Consider the following 20,616-nt stretch of genomic DNA (forward strand, 5'->3'; position numbering starts at 1 on the left):
TATGCAGAGCCGTCCAAACGGAAAGAGAGAGGGTTGTACAGAGAGGGAAACAGAACCTATAACGCAGATGCCGTAGGCGCATATAATATCCTGAGAAAATATCACTCCGTATCCGGAGTAAAAAAAGAACTGTCCGTAACCGGACTGAAAACACCGGAAATAATAAAAGTAGCTGTATAGCTCTAAAGAGCAAACAGTAGTGGTGCCATGGATGCACCCTGAAAAAAGGCGGTATCCCGCCTTAATTCAGATGCTCTGGTAACTCAGTTGCCGAGTAATTCACAACAGAGGTGTGGAAGATCATTCCTTTGATTTGTATATTCCGCATTGTGGAGATTCTGTAAAAGAGTGTTTTCTCAGACGTATTCCGGGGATAATAAGGGAAGTAATTATTTGTAATCGGGATATTGACAAATTATGGACAAAATGTTAAGATGGTTTCGTAAAAAACGAATAGCGTTTAGCGCACATGTACAGCTCATTACTACGGTAATGATTGAAGAATCGTTGGGTGAGAATCCCAAACAGGGCTTTCGTCCCTTGTAGTATATTCAGTCTGCAATTCACTGTATTCTTGTAGAAGTATTCATAAGGGATACTTTAATATAAAGGATAGGAGTGGATTCTTGGTTTGTACATTGATATTCCCTGCCGAATCCGGCAGGGATTTTTTTTGCACTTTGATAACAGAATATCGGAAGTAACGTTATCTCTTTATCTTTAGCTTTTGGAAATCCGGTGAGATACCGGTACGGTTTCATCCCCACTGTAATAAGGACGAACACTGCGAAACCATTGGAAAGATCCTTTCCGAGAAGGGCAGCAAGTAGGTTGGAACTTTAAGTCAGGAGACGGACTTTAGTAAAAATAAAAAACAAATATCTGTAGGCATAACGGAGGTTTATTTTTTATACCCTTTCTTATGGAAAACAGGTATCAAACGTGGTCTGAAAAGGCTGCGAAATGATATATTTTGCAGGATAACCTGCAAAAAAATAATACATTTAATTAAGGAGGAAACAAAATGAACATGAAAGTAAGAAAAAGCGTGATTGCATTCTTAATGGCAACAACAATGGTAGGAAGCACAGCAGTACCGGCTATGGCAGATACAGTAACTGCAAAAGTGTCTATAAAGACAACTGGTTTAACAGGAAAAAATAGTGCGTCACCAGACATTGTGCCAGAAAAAGTTGTTACAGTAACAAATTCCAACGGTTCTGTTACTGCACTAGATGTTCTGAAAGCAGTTTCGGGATCTGATACTGAAACAAAAGAGACTTTAAATGGTAAAACTTATCATTATCAAGGAGTTTTAAGTTGGTATGATGGTCAGTATGGAAATTATATTCCAGCTGTTAAAATGGAAAATCATGCTAATAGCGATTTAGGGAAAGTATTTGCAGATGATGGTACAGCAAATAAAACAGCAAACTCTCTTGCTAACGGAAGAGGAAAATATTTCAAATTATCAAATCTTAATACAACAGAAACAGAAAGCATGAAGGTTACAAAAAATTCAACCTGGAACAATATAGTACATAAAACAGATTGGCTTTCTGAGAAAGACTATAATAATTATTCAGGTTGGATGACTATTATTGATGGTAATACAGATAACTTAGGTGTTGATACTGTACTTTCCGACACTAAAGAACACACTGTATGCTTAGATTTTTCTATGATGATGGGATTAGATCTTGGATTTTCCAGTTATGTTCAGCAGGGAGATCAGTGGATTCAGGTTCCGGGTTGGAAATAAAGTAAATTTTAATAGCAAATAAAAAGATGAAGATACTAATGCTTTATAAAGTTTCACTTTATAAAGCATTAGTTCTTCGTCTTTTTCATATTATTTTAATTTTAGGGTGTAAATAGATATGAAGAAAAAGAAAAAAGAAAAAAAAATCTTATATCAGTTAATATTCTCAGCTTTTCTATTATTTAGTAATGCCTATCTTGTAAAAGCTAATTCAGATATATTATCACAAGATTCAACAGGGAAATACTGTATTAATACAGAACAAGATTATTATAATTTTATCGAAAATATACAAAATTATAATAATAAAACGGTTATACTATGTAATGACATTGACATTTCAGATGTTCCAGAAGCAACATCTAGTTTTGGCGGCATATTGAACGGAAAAGGACACACCATTACATATGCTTCAAAAGAAGCAAAAGAAAACATTGCTGTATTTCCTTTTCGTATAAATGACAATGGAATTGTAGAAAATATAAATGTACAAATTGATGAATCATATGCATATAATAGCGAAACAGATGAATTTCAAACTGTCTTTTCGCGATGTGATGGAATTGCAAAAGGAATAACAATTAAAGGAAACGTAACTTGTATTTATGACGATGAAGATACAGATGTTTATATAGGTGCAATCGAGGGAAACGGAACTTTAATGGATTCTTCCATAGCAATAACTTACGATTTGCAGAGTGAAAAAACAATCGAAGAAATAGCTGACGATATTGTTGATAATGATTTATCATTTGAATTTTGTCAATTAGGAACAATTAATACTGGAATAACTTACCAAAATTGTATAGGATATGGACAGTATTCGGAAGCAATAAAGTCATTAGCAGATGAACTGGAACCCAAAATAAAAGATAATACATGGGGATATCTATGTGTTTCATTTACACGAAAAAGTTTTTTTAGTACGTCAGCAAGTGCAACCAATTGTTATTATGATAAAGAAAATATGCCAGACATTAAAATCATGTCTGAATATATTACAAATAGAGATAATAATAAAGAGTTTCCTAATTATGCTGATTTTGGCAAAACTACGTCTGAAATGAAAAACCAGGGAACTTATGAAGGGTTTGACTTTAATAAAAAATGGACTATTTCCCCAGAAGATAATAATGGCTATCCATATTATAATCCACAAACCGAAGAAATAACTCTTAAAGTTCAGGCTTCCACTGAACCTAAAGTATGGAGTACAAGCGTACCCAGAGATTATAATCGTTTTGTTGATTATGCTAAAAATTATCATTTCCCATATCAAGTAGATATTATAAATGGTGAAAAAAAGAATATTTACGATGACGGTAATAATAATGTTGTAAATGTGATAGGTGTAAAATTTACAGATTTAACTGATGAACAACAATCTATTATTGAAAAATATGGTATAGAAGTAGTTTTGCCATCTGATGATGTAAAGAAAGATATAAAATCTGCTACAATTGATACGAGTTTTTTAGGCGAACGTCCATTAAGCGTAGAATGGATTAATATGCCTATTTTGAAATTTAAAGATGGAAAAGAAGCACAAGCAGAAGAAGATGGGTATAGTTTCAAAGTTGAAGTAGTTGACGGTACTGGTGAAGTTGTAGACAATGGAGCTAAGGGAAACTCAAGTAATCCAAGTAATTGGCCATCTTACTATGAAAAAGCTAAAAAGGCTTGTAACATTATTATGAACTATTGCCAAAATAAAAATGCCTTTGGATCTAAAGAATCCCCATCCTATGAAAATACAGATATTTGGGCCATTTTTACAGCAGCTAGATGCGGCTATATTCCATATGGAGATACAAATTATTTTGACAAATGGTTTGCAAATACCAAAGAGTATTTGCAGTTACTTAAAAATCAGGGAACTGATGTTTCTCAATGGAAGACAACAGAACTTTCAAAATTAATTTTAGCTATTGAAGCTATTGGATATGATCCAAGGGACATTTCGTCTGTAGACCTTCTTTCGGCAGTTGGATCAAGAAAAAGCACAGAACTTACTTATACAACTGTATATGCTATTAATGCAATAAAAGCAGGTGGGTATACCGCTGACACTTTTAAAGATACAGAACTTAACCAATGGGCACATGATACAGCAAAAGCTTTGTCAAATGCCGAAGACAAAATTTTTGCAAATGCCGACAATACCATGGGATGGCAGCCACTTATTTTCTGGTACAAAAAGCCTGGTTACGATGATGTAACAGAAGCTGTAGACAAGGCATTACATAAGCTTCCAGCAATTGCACAACGTTCAACAGGTTCATTCTGTACACCAGGATTTGAAACAGGATGTATGTCTTATGGAAACAACGCATGGAATGATGCACAGGCAATGCTTTTTGCAGGAACGTTTGGTGTAAATGTTTTAGATTCTTCCAGTGGATATACTAAGAATGGAAACAATATTCTTGATGCATTCTTTGATCTGGTAGATGTAGATGGTGTTTTTGACGGAAGTATTCATGGATTCACAAATTATGATGTTCCGCAGATTGCACGTGGTCTGGATGCATTTATCAGACAATATGAAAAAACATCCAGCTTCTGGGAATTTACAGACGTAACTGTTCCAACAAAAAAAGTTAACAACATGATCCTTGCCCTTAACGATGACAGTACGAAAAAGCAGATCAAAGAAGCGAGAGACGCTTACGAAGCATTAGACGAAACTCACAAGGCAATCTTTAACAAGGATACACTTAGAAAGCTTCTTGCAGCAGAGACTGGTTCAGGTAATTCTATTGAAAAAGCTATGGCAGCCATTGATGCGATCCCAGCAGCGGATAAGCTGACAATGGATGACAAGGCGGCTGTAGAGAAAGCAAGAACTCTTTATAATTCACTGAATGATGAAGAGAAATCTGTAATTACAAATTACTCTAAGCTGACTGAAGCAGAGGCTAAGATCAGAGAACTCGAGAAACAGCAGGAGCAGAAAGATAAGGATAAGAAAGCGGCAGAGAAGGTTATCGCTGATATTGATGCGCTTCCTTCTTCTTCTGAACTGACTCTTGATCCGTATGTTCTGCAGCTTCTTGACCGCGTACAGGCAGAGTACAATGCTCTTACGGATGCGCAGAAGGCTCTGGTTACGAATTACAGTACGTTACAGTATCTGAGAAATCTGATCCCTGATCTGAAGGCTGCGGCTGCAGTTGTTGATAAGATCAAGGCGATCGGTGAGGTTACTTCCGATAATTATCTGAAGAAACAGGCTCTTGTAGTGGAAGCCAGAACGGCTTATGATGCCCTGACAGCAGATCAGAAGAAGCGTGTGACAAACTATGCAGAGCTTGAAAAAGCGGAGTTGTTTATCAGCAGACAGAGTACGGATGAGAAGGTTGCTTATGTGATCTCCTTTATCGATGAACTGAATATCACTACTTCATCTTCAGGCGCTCTTTCTGACGGACCTCTGAGACTGACAGAGAAGAATAACAATGTTCCGACAGAGAAAATCTGGAATGACTGGAAGGCTTATGTGGTAAATGCAAGAGCATTGTATGATACGCTTGATGACCAGCAGAAAGCCCAGGTTACAAATACAGCTTCTCTGGAGAAAGCAGAAGGTTATATTTACCAGCTGAAAGCCGATGCGCTCAAGGCAATGCTTAAAGCACTCCCGGATGCGCAGACAGTACGAGGATATGAGGCACCTCAGCCGACTACAGTTCCATCAGCACAGGAGGCAGCTTCTGTTGAAGAGGAACAGGCGGTACCGGCACAGTCTGAGGAATCTGATTTCTCAGATGGAAGTGCGGACGCATTCAGCAGTGATGAAGTTGATGAGCAGGCAGCTGAGACAGTGGATATCCCTCAGGCAGAATCAGCTGAAGATACTGAAGATGTCCAGACAGATGTTGATTTCTCCTCTGATGAAGAAGTTCCGGCAGCAGGTGATACCTCTAAGCGTGAACTTACAGAAGCAGAGCTGAAACAGATTGCAGAAGCCAAGAATGCTTATGACAGATTAACAGAAACAGAAGAGAAGAAATTCAGAAGCGAGAACACCGCACTGGTTGAGAATATGGAGAAGCTTCTTGCCATGGCACTGACTTATGAGAAAGGCCAGAGTGCATATCAGCAGTTCTTCGCAGATGAAGCAGCACAGATTTATGCAACAGTAAAAGATCACCCGGTAGACAGAGATTCCTACGCAGATGTTAAGGCTTTCCTTGACCGTTATGCTAAGGATTATCAGGGACAGGAAGATGCCATGGCAGGCCTGAAAGTCAAAGTCGGCAGTCAGGAGATGACTTTTGCAGAGGTTATCGCAGCACTGACGGCACAGGCTGACAAGGCAGGTAAGGACATTTCAGATGCACAGCAGGCAGATGAGTGGATCAGCAATCTTCCGACTGCTGTTACCAAAGAGAACATTGCAAATGTAGAAGCAGAGCTTGCAGCACTTCAGAAGCTGATCGACGGCATGAGTGTGGAAGGCAAGTCCTATATGTGGAATGCGAAGCAGTTAGGGCTGATCAAGACGATCGTGGCAGATTACCACATTGAACTTGCGGGCAAACAGGGTGCATTTAAGGCAGATATGCCTGCAGATCTTCAGACAAAGGCAATCAACTATAAGACTGTCCAGATCAGCTGGAGCAGCGTGGATAACGCAGACGGATACATGGTATACCGCAGAACTGCAGACAGCGGATGGAAGAAGATCGCATCCCGGGTAACAGACATTTCCTATAAGGATCAGAAAGCAGTTACAGGAACAACCTATTATTATACTGTTAAGGCGTACTCTTACGCATGGGGCGAGATGACTGTAAGCAGCTATGACAAAGATGGTGTTGCAGGAAAAGCCAGACTTGGCAAAGTAAAGATTGCTACGGCAAATTCTGAAAGCTACAGTACGATCCGCGTAACATGGAATAAGGTTTCCGGTGCAAATGGATACAGAGTATACCGTTCCACTTCAAAGGATGGCAAGTATACAGCGATTGGTTCCACTGCAAAGAACAGCGCAGTTACATTCCTAGATAAGAAAGCAGTTACCGGTAAGACTTATTATTACAAAGTACGTGCTTACCGCAATGTAAGCGGAAAGAAAGTATACGGAAGCTATTCAGCAACAGAGAAAGCAAAGGCAGTACTTTCTGCTCCGACCCTGTCCGCAGGCTCAACTTCAAAGACAGCAGTGCTTGAATGGAGTAAGGTAAAGGGTGCCGATGGCTATCAGGTATATGCCAGCGATTCCCAAAATGGTACCTATACCCGCATAAAGATCACCAAAGGTACAGGTGCGACAGACGAGAGCCTCCTCACCGGAAAGACCCGTTACTATAAAGTACGTGCTTACAGAAAAGTAAACGGAAAAGCAGTTTATGGCTCTTTCTCAAAGATTAAAAAAGTAACTGTTAAATAATAAAATCAGTATGCAGTGTGTTATCAACACACTGCATACCCCAAAAGAAGGTAAGAGAATGAAAAAAGCATTTATAATTATAATTTTATGTATGATTTTGCAAATTTTTACAGTTACTGTATATGCAAATGATAGCAATGTAAATATTGTAAGCGCTGATAATTATGAATCACGGGAATTTAATCAATGGAAGCGCGCTAAGTATGATTTTTCATTTAATGTATCTACCGAAAAGAAAACTATAAAGGCATTATGTAGTGCTGTGTTAACTGCAACTGGAACAGCAATTGGATCTTGCGGAGGTGAAGGAGCAGCTATAGCAGGAAGTGCAATTGGAGCGGGAATTTCTTCTTATGCGAGTGATTGTATAGAGGAACATTACAGTAAATTCAAAAAAAAGGGATATGGTACTTCAATTACAGCTATGTATGGTTCAAAATTGCGCGTGATTATATCAATATATTCAGATTCAGCAAGAACAAAATTAGTTTCTGAATATAAAATGTCTACAGATTCCTATCCTGTATAATTTATATATATGAATAAAATAAAAATATTTTTGCTGACTATTTCATTAATGTTTTTGGCGAGCCTGGCAGCTATATTTATATCAAGAGAATTTATATTCCACAATAAAATTTCAGATTTGAGCTGCCTGTTAAACATATGGAAAGATACTTATGGATGGAATTTTCTGATAAATGTAATAATCGCTCTGATAATTGCTGCAAAATTTGGAAAGAATGATACAAAAAAATAAGGCAGATGTCCTTTCTACCTGCTATATGACAGGGGGAGAGTCATCTGTCATTTTGTAATTTCAGGAATTGCGGGTGCTATTTTACCCGGATGTAATTTTTTAGATTAAAAACGCGGAGGAAACAAATGAATAAACAATGGATGGCACTGCTTCTCAGTACAGGAATTGCTGTGACCGCATGTCCTGTACCCGCAGCCCAGATGCCACCGGCTGAGCAGATACACGGGGAGGCAGAAGAAACTTCTGTCCCTGTACAGCATGATGATTCTGACGACAGAGAAACTGCGAATGAATTCCAGTCTGACACCGAACCATCTCAGTCAGAGACAGACGATGGCGCGGCCGGAAATGAAGAAGAAAATAATGAAGCCGGTGAAGAAAAGCTGGATATACCAGCCATGATTTCCTGTATTCAGGAAGCAGCGGCGCTCGAAGAAATTGATCTGTCCTCAGAAACGGTCTCGAAGTTCTTTCTTGCCAGTGACACCTATGACAGTCTGACAGAAGAGGAGCAGGCAGAAATTGATGCCGGAGTCAAAGAGGCTCTTGAAACTGTCCGAAACCGTATTGCGGCACTGATTTCTTCTGACAGTGGAGTGACCGCCACGGGAAATCCCTGGTATGTGCAGACCCATGTGCAGGAGAACCCGGATCAGGAACAGACTATACAGGAGCTCTCCGAAGCATATCCGGGGACTCTTCCACAGCTTCTTTATGATATAAATATTTCCTATACGGATATCCGTACAGGAGAAAGCTATCAGCCAATGACGATGATCTCTCTGACATTTCCTGTCCCGGATGGATATGAGAGTCTGACGAAACCGAGGGTTCTTAGAAGTACCGGGGATTCGTTTATGGAACTGACCCCTCAGACGACAGAAGATAACCGCTTCTATCTGGACAGTGCCAGAACTTTAAACCATCTGATTATTGCTGACTTCCCCGCAGGACTTCAGGGAATCTCTCTTAACAGTAAATCCGTTAAGATCAACCGGGGGCAGAAATACACCCTGAAGGTGGTCCCGGTACCGGAATCGGTTACGGAAGAGTATACAGTGACATGGAAAAGCAGTGACACTTCTGTTGCGAAAGTAAGCAAAAAGGGAGTTGTCACAGCAGTAAAGAATGGCAAAGCTACGATTACCGCTTCTGTAACACAACATCCGGAAATGACGGCCTCCTGTAAGGTAACGGTCATGCAGGGAGCCAATGCCCTTAAGAAATCTGTTGGACAGGTTATGGCTGAGACCAGTACCTATATGCGTGCCACGGATACCAATCCTTCGGTGGGAAGTGAATGGTATGTGCTGGGGCTGGCAAGAGGAGGCCTGAGTCTGAAGGAGAAGTATTTTGCTACCTATTATAATCATACAGCAAACTATATTGAGGAGAAGAAGGGAATCCTTACCAATACATCTAAATATACAGAATATTCCAAGAGAATTCTGGTACTGACAGCAGAGGGAAAGGATGCCAGAAATGTAGGAGGTTACAATCTTTTTCAGTACATTTCTGATCTTAGCCTGGTAAAGGAACAGGGATTAAACGGTCCTATCTGGGCGCTTTTGGCAGTGAACTGTCATCCGGAATATTCTTTTCCTGATAATCCGTCTGCCAAAGAACAGAACTCAGAAGCTGCGCTGGTGAATTTCCTGCTGCAGAGTGAACTCCCGGGTGGCGGATGGACGCTGATGGGGAGTAATGCAGATTCTGATATCACCGGCATGACACTGCAGGCGCTGGCACCGTATTATCATAAATCAGGTTATGAGAATGTGACTGCTGCCATTGACAGAGGGCTGAATAAATTGTCGGAAATGCAGAACGACAGCGGTGGATATTCCACGATGGGTGTGGAGACAGAGGAGTCCTGTGCACAGATCATCACGGCTTTATGCAGCCTTGGGATTGACCCGGAGACGGATTCGCGTTTCATCAAGGGCGGCCACTGGACAATAGAGAATCTTCTTTCCTATCATATCGATGGAAGTGGATTTATGCATGTAAAGGCGGGTGCCGGAAATAACGGCGGGGCGGCAGCAGGCACTCTGGACGGGATGGCTACGGAGCAGGGATATTACGCACTGGTTGCCTACCAGCGCCTGAAGGATGGCAAGACGAGCCTTTATGATATGTCAGATGTGAGTATCAAAAAAGGTGGCAAGGGAGATGGTTCCGGTACCGGTCTGAAAGAACCCACGCCGATTCCTACCCCGACGCCGGTTCCTGCCACAACACCGTCAGGCGGCAATACGAAAACGCCGGGTGGATCCGGGAAATCTCTGGGTGGTAAGTCTTCCGGCAGCAAAAGCTCCACGGGTTCCGAAAGCTCAGGAAAGGATAGTGGCTCCGGTTCAAAGGATTCTAAAAACAGTAAATCAAAGAACAGTAAGTCATCAAAGGATAAGAATTCCGGCGGCTGGGATTTCGAAGCAGAGCCTTATACAGAGTCGGAAGAGACTTCACAGATGGATACCGGTGAGGATGGATATCAGGAAACTGCCGGGGAGAGTGGAACCGGAAGTCTGACCTCAAAGAAGAAAGAATATGGTATGATCTTTGGTTTTGCGGCAGGCGGTGCTCTGGCGGGAGGACTGGCAGGCAGCGGCATTAAGGCCGGAGTGAGGGCTCTTATTAAGAAGCGGAGGAAGAAGAAATGAGGATAAAGAAAAAGGGACTTGCCCTGTGGCTTGCACTGTTTCTGGGGGTAAGTTCGCTCTCAGGTTGTGGCGGCGGGGATGACGGCATGACACAGCTTTCCGAAAAAGGAGCTGAGATCTTAAACAGCACGGAGGAAGATTCTGATACAGATGTGGAACCTTTGAAGCAGAAAACAAAGCTTCCTGAGGACGGAATCATCACCCAGGCACAGATGGAAACGATCGCCGGAAAGGACGAAAAGTATTATTTTACCGGAAAAACGGACAGCGGGATCAGTTATAAATGGACTTACAATGGAAGCCAGATTCAGAATCCGGTGGAGCAAAAACTTCTGGTACAGTGCAGTGAAGATGGAACAGAAGAGGTAAAGAAGCTTGCCAATGATGCGCCTTATGCGTTGAAAGTCACACTGGAGAAGATGAATCTGGCAGCGCCTGCGAAGCTGACCCTGAATCTGAAAGAAAAATGGGACGCGGATAAGGTTCTTTACTGTCTGGAAGAAGATGGAAAGCTTTATCAGCTTGATACTGCAAAGATTACTACCAGAGAAACCGGAAAGAAAAAAACAGAGCGCACAACACTTACCTTTAACGTGACTAAGACAGGAGGAGATTTCTATCTGATCGGCGGTTCTACCACAGGTGAATCTACGGATGAATCCGATGACAAATCCAAGGGCACTGCTGATAATAAGGATACACAAAACGGTGAAAATTCCACTGGAAGTTCTGGCGGTCAGTCCAGCACAGATGGAAATACCAGTTCCGGACAGACAGACTCTTCCGGCGATGGAACAGGCAATACAGACACTTCCGGTGGCGATGACAGCTCAGATACAGCCATGACCTGTACTTTCTCTATCGAGTGTTCTACGATCCTGAATAACTGGGATGATCTGAAAGAGTCCAAGGCAGAATTTGTGCCTGCGGACGGCTGGATCCTGTATCCTTCGGAGGTGGAGTTCTATGAGGGGGAGACGGTATTTGATGTGCTGAAGCGTGTATGTAATCAGGCCGGTATTCAGATGGAGTCGGAGTGGACACCTATGTATAACAGTTATTATGTGTCCGGTATCAATAACCTGTATGAGTTTGACTGTGGCAAGGATTCCGGATGGATGTACTGTGTCAACGGCTGGTATCCGAATTATGGCTGCTCGAAATATACGCTGGAGGACGGCGATACGGTAGAATGGCGTTATACCTGCAATCTTGGCAGGGATGTGGGGGATCAGTATTATGACTGATGCTTTTTCCAGGTGCCATCCTGTTTTAAATTTCTTTTATTTTGCCGTGGTGCTGGGGTTTACCATGTTTATCCAGCACCCGGTTTACCTGGCAGTCTCTTTTGTGGCTGCCACAGCTTACTCCATGTGGCTTAACGGAGTAAAGAAGGTTCTGAAAATCAATTTTCTTCTGACGCTACCGAGTCTCCTTATCGTGGCACTCTTAAACCCGATGTTTAACCATTACGGAGTCACACCGCTTCTTTATATAGAAAGCAGCGGAAACTGGGTTACGCTGGAGGCAATGGTATATGGAATCGTTCTGGGATGTGTACTTTTTATTATGATTTTGTGGTTCTCCTGCTATAACCAGATCATGACAAGTGATAAATTTATCTATCTTTTTGGCAGGATTATCCCTGCGATGTCTCTGATGCTGTCTATGGCGCTTCGGTTTGTGCCTCACTTTATGGCCCAGCTGAAGGTGATCCGCAATGGACAGAAATGCGTGGGGATGGATGTGAGCAATGGCAAATGGTTTAAGAAGATCCGTTATGCGTTAAATATGGTGTCCATTCTTGTCACATGGGCACTGGAAAATGCGATTGAGACGGCTGATTCCATGAAAAGCCGTGGCTATGGGGTAAGAGGACGTACGGCTTTTTCTATTTACCGTTTTAACAGAAGGGATAAACTACTGGGAACTATGCTTGTCGGGCTTTGTGTGATTTTCGGATATGGATGTTACCGGGGAGCTGCTTTTGCACAGTACAATCCCAGAATCCTGCTTGCCGGTTTTACTGTTTTCGGAAGGGTTCCGAAGCAGTCGTGCAGTCCGCTGCTGGCTGCTGTCACATTTGTCAGCTTTGGTGTGTTCTGTTTTCTGCCGCTGATTCTGGATCTGTGTGAGGAATCTGCCATGAAGAAAAGCAGAAGCCACGTACAGGGAGAGATGGCAGTGACCTACAGAAAGATTTATGAAGATATGGAAGGAGAAGCGAGATGAAGATAATAGAAGTGAGAGATTTTTCCTTCCGTTATGCGAATGGCAGCAGGGAGTCACTGTCTCATGTGTCACTGGATGTGGAGGAGGGTACCTTTAATGTGCTGTGCGGTAAGAGTGGCTGTGGCAAGAGTACGCTGCTTCGCCAGCTGAAGTCGGATCTGGCTCCTTTTGGCAGCAGTTCCGGGAAAATCTGTTATTATGGGCGGGATTTGAAGGAAGTCGGCCACCGGCAGCAGAGCCAGGAAATTGGCTATGTACTGCAAAATCCCGAAAATCAGATCGTGACAGATAAGGTGTGGCATGAGCTTGCATTTGGTCTGGAAAGTCTGGGATATGATACGCCTACGATTCGTCTGAGAGTGGCAGAGATGGCAAGCTATTTCGGGATTCATCAGTGGTTTTATAAGAATGTCTCGGAGCTGTCCGGAGGGCAGAAGCAGCTTTTAAACCTGGCGGCGATCATGGCTATGCACCCGAAACTTCTGATTCTGGATGAGCCGACTTCTCAGCTTGATCCGATCGCGGCTTCTGATTTTCTGGAAACGGTGAGAAAGATTAACCGGGATATCGGCACTACCATAATTCTGACGGAGCACCGGCTGCAGGATGTCATTCCGTGGGCGGACAGGGTATATGTGATGGATAAGGGCAGTCTGCTCACGCAGGGGGCGCCACGGGAAATCGGTGAGTTTCTGAAGAGGGAACATCATGGAATGTTTCTGTCCATGCCGGTTCCCATGCAGGTCTATGCAGAGGTAGAAAATAATCTGCCATGTCCGCTGACTGTAAGAGAGGGAAGGAACTGGATCACACAGGTGATGGCAGCAGCTTCTGATACAGTTTCTGTTTGTGAAGAAAGTTATTTTTGTAAAAATAAACAAAAACTGCAAAAAAAGCTGAATACAGTCAGAGATAAACTGCTGCCTGGTTCCAAAAGCTCTATGCCACCGGCTATTGAGGTAAAGGATGTGTGGTTTCGTTATGAAAAAGACGGAAAGGATGTTGTGCAGGATCTGAACCTGGAAGTAAAGCAGGGAGAATTTTATGCGCTTGTCGGTGGAAACGGAACGGGGAAAAGTACGACCTTATCGCTGATCAGTCGTGTTCGTGCTCCCTACAGGGGCAAGATTTTCCTGAATGGGACTGATATCCGCAGGTATACGGATACCCAGCTTTACAGAGGGTATCTGGGCGTGCTGCCGCAGAATCCCCAGAGCATGTTTATCAAGAAGACAGTCAGGGAGGATCTGTATTCTATCATCGGTGGGGCAAAGGAGAAGAAATCTTCCGAATACACTGCCAATATGAGGAAGGCAGAGGCAATCGAGGGAATCGTAAGTCTGACCAGACTGGAAGGACTGCTTGACCGTCATCCGTATGATTTAAGCGGTGGAGAACAGCAGCGTCTTGCACTGGCTAAGGTTCTGCTGTTGCAGCCGAGGCTTCTTCTGATGGATGAACCAACGAAGGGGCTGGATGCAGAATATAAACAGGAACTGGGAGACATTTTAAAGAAGCTCAAAGCTCACGGGATCACTATCTTTATGATCTCGCATGATGTGGAGTTTGTCGCAGAATATGCAGACAGGGTCGGCCTGTTCTTTCAGGGAAATGTGGTGACGTGTAAGAGTGCAAGGGATTTCTTTGCGGGAAACAGCTTTTATACGACTGCTGCCAATCGCATGGCAAGGCATTATTTTCCTGATGCTGTTACCGGAAAGGAGGTGGCTGCGTGCTTGAAGGCAAGGCTTTAGACCAGTTTATGGACCGTTTCTTCGGGGATTCCTGTGCACAGAGCCTGCCCGGGGAAGAGGAATCCGGACAGGAATTAGAGGAATATGAACTGAAAGAGGATGGAATCATTATCCAGCCGATCCATAAAGGAAAGATTGAGAAGCGTACCTGGATTGGTCTGATTATGTTTCTGGCTTTTGTTCCGCTGGTGCTTTTTATCCTGGTTCATAAGTTTCATGGTAAGCATGATGTAGTGATCAGTCTTTTAATACTTGCCTATGCCACGATCCCGTTCTTTATGGTATTTGAGGGCCGGCATCCACAGGCAAGAGAGATTATGGTCATTGCCGTAATGGCGGCTCTTGGGGTCGCAGGCAGGAGTGCTTTCTTTATGATCGGAAGCTTTAAGCCGATTGCGGCCATCGTGATCATTACCGGGGTTTCCTTAGGTGGTGAGGCGGGGTTTCTGTGTGCCTGTCTGATCATGATGATCTCAAATATGTTTTTCGGGCAGGGACCGTGGACACCCTGGCAGATGTTTTCCTATGGAATGATCGGATATCTGGCAGGAATCCTTTTTCAGAAAGGGATTCTCAAAGCCAGGAAGGTGGATCTGTGTATTTACGGATTCTTAAGTGTGTTTCTGATCTTCGGCGGGATCATGAATCCGGCATCTATTCTGATGGCATACGGATACATCACAAAGAAGAGCCTGATTGCGTTTTATATCTCAGGTGCACCGGTAGATCTGGTGCAGGCAACTTCTACGGTAATCTTCCTGTGGATCCTAAGCAGGCCTCTGCTGGAGAAACTGGAGAGAGTAAAAAGAAAATACGGGCTGCTGCAGCGGCCCGAAAATAAGGAGGAAAATGAATATGACAAAGAATAAGCTATGGCAGGCCATTAAGGGGCTGACTCTTGCAGCCGGAATGGCAGTGGGGATTTTTGCGCTGGGACAGACCGATGTTCTGGCAGATACCCTGACGCTGACTGTGGAGAAGAACACGATCGGCCAGGGTATGATCCTGGATCCTGTACAGGTGGAATTTGCGAAAGGAGAAACCTGTGCAGATGTTCTGCTCCGCGGGTTAAGTGAGAACGGGATTACGCCGCTTTATGACACAAATACAAGTTATGGTTTCTACTTAAGGGGAATTGCCAACTGTGACAGTGGAAGCCTGAATCCACCGGCATGTATCCAGAAGGTTCTCTCCGAGACTTCCACCTGGACCGGTGATGCCTATAAGCTTACTGATAACAAATATGCACCGGATCTGACAGAATTTTCCTACTGCTCCGCATCCGGATGGACGTATACTCTGGATAATGTATTTATGGGTGTCGGAATGGGTGCGAGTCATCCGTCAGACGGAAGTGTCCTGCGTGTTATGTTTGCCCTTTGCGGTGGTACGGACATTACAGGATGTGACCCGTATAATAATAACAGGCAGATTTTTGAGGCGGCAGATAAGAGCGAGCTTATCCGCATGATGGGAAAGGCAAATGCAGAGCGTTCCAGATGGTCCCAGGTCAGCGGATTCTCCGGTGCATATGCCGAAGCGGACAGTGCGCTGACTACGCTGGATGCGTCTGCAAACAGAGTTTATGAAGCGGTTCAGCTGCTTAAAAGTATTGAGTCAAAGCTTCCGGTAGCACCGAAGCTGATCAGCTTAAATGCTTCTGATCTGACTCTTACAAAGGGAGACAGCTATACACTGACTTATACGATTGTTCCGTCTGATGCGGTGGGAACTGTAAGCTGGACTTCTTCCAACAATTCTGTTGCAAGTGTAAACGGTGGTGTGGTAACAGCAGTGGGAGAAGGTTCTGCGGTGATTACTGCGAGAGTTTCCGGAAGTGTCTATGCGACCTGCAATATTTCCGTTTCTTCCAGACCGGTCAGTGTGACAGGGGTGAGTATTTCTCCGTCCAGCCTGAATCTCTCAACGAAAAGCGGTTCCAGGACACTGGATTACACGATCACGCCAAACGGCGCAAAACCGTCCTCTTTGTACTGGGAATCTTCCAACTCTTCTGTAGTAACCGTAGATGGCTCCGGCAAGGTAACTCCTGTGGGTGCCGGTTCTGCAGATATTACACTGACTACGGACAATGGAACGAAAGGCACCTGCCACGTGACTGTTACAGCACCGGCACAGAGCATTGCTTTGAGTGACAAAACGCTGACTCTGGCAATTGATCAGGGAACCTATACCCTGACCTGGACATTCAGTCCGAAGGGAAGCGGCGGGGAACTGGTATGGACCTCTGATAATGCAGGCGTTGCCAAAGTAGACCAGAAGGGTGTTATCACACCTGTTTCTGTAGGAGAAACCGATATCCGTGTAAAAACAGATCAGAATGTAACCGCAGTGTGCCATGTAGTTGTAAAGGGTACTGCGAAAGACCTCTTTGCAGCAGGAATGCCAGAGATCACAACCTGCAAGGCGGCAGGAAATACAGTTCTTCTTACTTGGAATAAATATGAAAATGCAGATTCTTACATTATTTTAAGACGTAAGATGGGTGAAAGCAAATTCGCAAAGATTGCTACGGTCAAAGACCTCTCCTATACAGATACAGCGGTTTCTCCGTCAACTCCTTATTATTACAGTGTACAGGCTGTTTCCACCAAATGGGGCGGTGCTATTAAAAGCAGTTATGACAAAAACTTCTCTGTAACAACCAATGGAATTGCACCGACACCAACTCCGGCACAGACAGTAAAACCGAAAACCCCGGCTGTCACAGTAACTGCCGGTAAGAAACAGGCTACACTGAAATGGAAAAAGGTAAGCGGTGCCAAAGGGTATGTAGTATACCGTGCCACATCCAAATCCGGTAAATATAAGGCAGTATCAACGATTAAAAAGGGAAGCACGGTTTCTTATATAAATAAGAAGCTTACGTCTAAGAAAACATACTATTACAAGGTGCGGGCATATCGTATCGAAAACGGTAAAAGAATATACAGCAGCTATTCTAAAGCAAAGAGCGCTAAGATCAAATAATATAAATTCACACAAGTCCAGTGTGTTAGAAAGTATATTGCTGTGAACAGAAACGATGTTAGAGCGTGTTTGAAAAATTAAAAATATAGGATTGTGCTATTTAAGAAAATATGTTATATAATACAATATATAGAGAGTTAATTCTCTATTCGCATGATGAGATGAGTGACGGTTCTGACTCATCGGTAAAATAAATATAACCGAGAGATGAGATGAGTGACGGTTCTGACTCATCGGTAAAATAAAATATGACCGAGCGAAGAGTATAACGAGAGGGAGTTCATTTTCCCTCTCGTTTATATGTATATAAGGAGAAGAAAATTGGAAATTGACTATGCTGTTTATAGCCTTTCAGATGAATTTTACGAGAAATATCCGAATCCGCCATATAAAGAACTTTTAAAGAAAAAGGAAAGAAGATATGCTTGTTTACTTATTCAAAGTCATTATGGATATTTTATATGCATTCCATATAGAACAGAGATTTCCCATAAATATGCATATCACTTTCGCAAATCGTCTCGTTCGCAAAAACATAGATCAGGACTTGATTATACTAAAATTGCTATTATAAAAGATATTTCGTAACTATTCAGCAGTCTACTATCCCGCGAGGTGTTTTGGCATGAACATGCCAAAATCCCGCAAGCAGGATTCTTTCTTGTGGATTTTGACTCGTAACTGTGAAGGTACTGAACAGTTACAAAAGGAGAATAATACAATGGTTCCAATCGCACATATAGAAAATAATTTTCCAACCAAATTCGGTATCCCCAGGCAGAGTGGCCGTGTAGGGGCACTTAAAGCGCGAATCGTATTCGAGCCGGAATATCGCAATGTGGATGCCTGCCGTGGTCTGGAGGAGTTTAGTCATATCTGGCTGATCTGGGAGTTTTCGGAGGCAAAGAGGACAAAGTGGTCACCGACTGTCCGCCCGCCCAGGCTTGGGGGAAATGTGAGAAAAGGAGTTTTTGCCACAAGATCTCCCTTCCGTCCCAATTCCATAGGATTATCCTGTGTGAAGCTTGAGAAAGTAGCTCTGGATGAGTCGGACAGCCCTGTACTTTATGTAGAAGGTGCAGATCTGATGAATGGAACACCGATTTTCGATATTAAACCATATATTCCTTATGCAGACTGCCATCCGGAAGCAACAGGAAGTTTTACCGAATATTCCAAAGATTATCATCTGAATGTAGAATTTCCCCAGGAGCTTCTGGAAAGAATACCCGGGGAAAGCAGAGAGGCTCTGATCGCAGTGCTTGCAGATGATCCCCGTCCTGCTTATCAGAATGATCCGGAACGGTCTTACGGAATGCCTTTTGGAGAGAAGGATATTCATTTTCAGGTGGATGGAGATATCCTTCGTGTTTATAATGTGACAGAATTTGTAAAAAAACAGCAGGAATCTTCGGCAGATTGTGGAAAATAACCATTTTCGGATATTTCTGTAAGAAAGGCTTGCAAAATTGGCGTTTATTCAATACAATATTAAACAGACTTTATGTTGGTAGAGTGACAAAGACTGATGGGAGATCGGTCTGAAAATATTTAGTGACATATGAGGAGCAGGAAAAATGAAGAAAATTGTTAAATTCGGAGGAAGTTCTCTGGCAAATGCAGAACAGTTTCAGAAAGTAGGGGAGATCATCAGAAGTGATGAGAGCAGACGTTATGTGGTTCCGTCCGCTCCTGGAAAGAGATTTGACGGAGATACAAAGGTTACAGATTTACTTTATAAATGTTATAATACTGCAGTTGAGGGGGAGGATTTCATACCAATCCTGCAGGAGATCAAGGGAAGATATTATGAGATTATCCGCGGACTGAACCTTGATCTTTCTCTGGAAGATGAATTTGCTCAGATCGAAGCTGATTTCAAGGCACAGGCAGGCACAGACTATGCAGCATCCAGAGGAGAATTTCTCAATGGTAAGGTGATGGCAGCATATCTGGGTTATGAATTTGTTGATGCAGCAGATGTGATCCGTTTTGATAAGAACGGAAATCTGGATGCCGAGAAGACAGACAGACTTCTGTCCAAAAAGCTGGCAAAATGTGAACATGCCGTTATCCCTGGATTTTATGGCGCTGGTGAAGATGGAAAAGTTAAAACTTTCTCCAGAGGAGGTTCTGATGTAACCGGTTCTCTTGTGGCAAAGGCTATTAAGGCAGACCTCTATGAAAACTGGACAGATGTTTCCGGTTTTCTGGTAACAGACCCACGTATTGTTAAAAATCCGGAAGTGATTGAGAGCATTACCTACAGAGAACTCAGAGAGCTTTCTTATATGGGTGCAACTGTTCTTCATGAAGATGCGATCTTCCCGGTTCGTAAAGAGGGAATTCCGATCAATATCAAAAACACAAACAGACCGGAAGACAAGGGTACTTTTATTGTTGAGAGCACATGCAAGAAACCGAAATTTACAATCACAGGTATTGCAGGTAAGAAGGGATTCTGTTCTATCAATATTGAGAAATCCATGATGAACAGTGAGGTTGGTTTCGGACGTAAGGTACTTCAGGTATTCGAAGATCAGGGAATCAGCTTTGAGCATGTTCCATCAGGAATCGATACAATGACTGTATATGTACATCAGGATGAATTCGAAGAAAAGGAACAGCAGGTAATTGCCGGAATTCATCGTGCAGTACAGCCGGATTTCGTAGAAATGGAATCTGACCTTGCACTGATCGCTGTTGTAGGACGTGGTATGAAATCCACCAGAGGTACAGCAGGAAGAATCTTCTCAGCACTTGCCCATGCAAATGTAAATGTGAAGATGATAGACCAGGGTTCCAGTGAGCTGAATATCATTATCGGTGTGGAGAACAGAGATTTTGAGACTGCAGTAAAGGCTATTTATGATATCTTTGTAATTACCCAGATCTAATTGAGAATTGCAGGAGCTCCTTCACAGCGGAGCAATTTGTGGATATGATGTTTACCAATTATAGGATAAACAAAATAATGGACCGTCAGAAATCAGCATAGAGATTTTGGTATGCTCCCCGTCAAGAGGACAATAAAAAATAATAAATTTTTGTATCGTCAG

At 42.9% G+C, this 20,616-nt stretch carries 13 protein-coding genes and 1 riboswitch; all 13 genes read left to right on the top strand.

The window, feature by feature from the left end:
- Positions 1–33 precede the first annotated feature (33 nt).
- The 13 genes from LJE09_RS09240 (at position 34) to LJE09_RS09300 (ending at position 20,454) form a co-directional block, all read left to right on the top strand.
- A complete protein-coding gene (locus LJE09_RS09240) occupies positions 34–180 on the top strand; it encodes a hypothetical protein (protein ID WP_226852711.1) in 147 nt (48 codons plus the stop codon).
- 501 nt (positions 181–681) lie between these two features.
- A riboswitch (cobalamin riboswitch) is annotated at positions 682–875 on the top strand.
- 149 nt (positions 876–1,024) lie between these two features.
- The gene (locus LJE09_RS09245) at positions 1,025–1,762 is read left to right on the top strand and encodes a hypothetical protein (RefSeq protein ID WP_227311236.1); all 738 of its coding nucleotides are present in this window, start codon (positions 1,025–1,027) and stop codon (positions 1,760–1,762) included.
- Positions 1,763–2,141: 379 nt separating this feature from the next.
- Positions 2,142–7,157, top strand: coding sequence for a hypothetical protein (locus tag LJE09_RS09250; RefSeq protein ID WP_173700860.1), 5,016 nt, complete (start codon positions 2,142–2,144; stop codon positions 7,155–7,157).
- 58 nt (positions 7,158–7,215) lie between these two features.
- On the top strand, positions 7,216–7,686 hold the full coding sequence (locus tag LJE09_RS09255; protein ID WP_025580297.1) for a hypothetical protein: 471 nt from the start codon (positions 7,216–7,218) through the stop codon (positions 7,684–7,686).
- A gap of 356 nt (positions 7,687–8,042) precedes the next feature.
- The gene (locus tag LJE09_RS09260; protein ID WP_173700859.1) at positions 8,043–10,580 is read left to right on the top strand and encodes an Ig-like domain-containing protein; all 2,538 of its coding nucleotides are present in this window, start codon (positions 8,043–8,045) and stop codon (positions 10,578–10,580) included.
- Positions 10,577–11,827: a DUF4430 domain-containing protein gene (locus LJE09_RS09265; RefSeq protein WP_025580293.1), complete on the top strand. Its 1,251-nt coding sequence runs from the start codon at positions 10,577–10,579 to the stop codon at positions 11,825–11,827. Before LJE09_RS09260 ends, LJE09_RS09265 begins: the two co-directional genes overlap by 4 nt.
- Entirely contained in the window at positions 11,820–12,812 is a 993-nt protein-coding gene (locus LJE09_RS09270) for an energy-coupling factor transporter transmembrane component T (RefSeq protein ID WP_161233742.1), read from the top strand. Before LJE09_RS09265 ends, LJE09_RS09270 begins: the two co-directional genes overlap by 8 nt.
- Positions 12,809–14,566: an ABC transporter ATP-binding protein gene (locus LJE09_RS09275; protein WP_227311237.1), complete on the top strand. Its 1,758-nt coding sequence runs from the start codon at positions 12,809–12,811 to the stop codon at positions 14,564–14,566. The genes LJE09_RS09270 and LJE09_RS09275 overlap by 4 nt, the downstream gene beginning before the upstream one ends.
- Positions 14,545–15,435, top strand: a complete 891-nt coding sequence (locus LJE09_RS09280; RefSeq protein ID WP_022380417.1) for an ECF transporter S component — start codon at positions 14,545–14,547, stop codon at positions 15,433–15,435. The genes LJE09_RS09275 and LJE09_RS09280 overlap by 22 nt, the downstream gene beginning before the upstream one ends.
- Positions 15,422–17,557, top strand: a complete 2,136-nt coding sequence (locus LJE09_RS09285) for an Ig-like domain-containing protein (RefSeq protein ID WP_227218506.1) — start codon at positions 15,422–15,424, stop codon at positions 17,555–17,557. The genes LJE09_RS09280 and LJE09_RS09285 overlap by 14 nt, the downstream gene beginning before the upstream one ends.
- 321 nt (positions 17,558–17,878) lie before the next feature.
- Positions 17,879–18,145, top strand: coding sequence for a type III toxin-antitoxin system TenpIN family toxin (gene tenpIN / locus LJE09_RS09290; RefSeq protein WP_147417420.1), 267 nt, complete (start codon positions 17,879–17,881; stop codon positions 18,143–18,145).
- A 133-nt stretch (positions 18,146–18,278) separates the two neighbouring features.
- Positions 18,279–18,989: a tRNA (N6-threonylcarbamoyladenosine(37)-N6)-methyltransferase TrmO gene (gene tsaA / locus LJE09_RS09295; protein WP_227218508.1), complete on the top strand. Its 711-nt coding sequence runs from the start codon at positions 18,279–18,281 to the stop codon at positions 18,987–18,989.
- A 145-nt stretch (positions 18,990–19,134) separates the two neighbouring features.
- Positions 19,135–20,454 carry an aspartate kinase gene (locus LJE09_RS09300; protein WP_008705535.1) on the top strand — a complete coding sequence of 440 codons (1,320 nt, stop codon included), beginning with the start codon at positions 19,135–19,137 and terminating at the stop codon, positions 20,452–20,454.
- Positions 20,455–20,616: the final 162 nt, after the last annotated feature.

Origin of the sequence: Blautia sp. DFI.3.45 (assembly GCF_020593505.1) — a bacterium.
In the GTDB taxonomy this organism is placed as follows: domain Bacteria; phylum Bacillota; class Clostridia; order Lachnospirales; family Lachnospiraceae; genus Blautia_A; species Blautia_A wexlerae.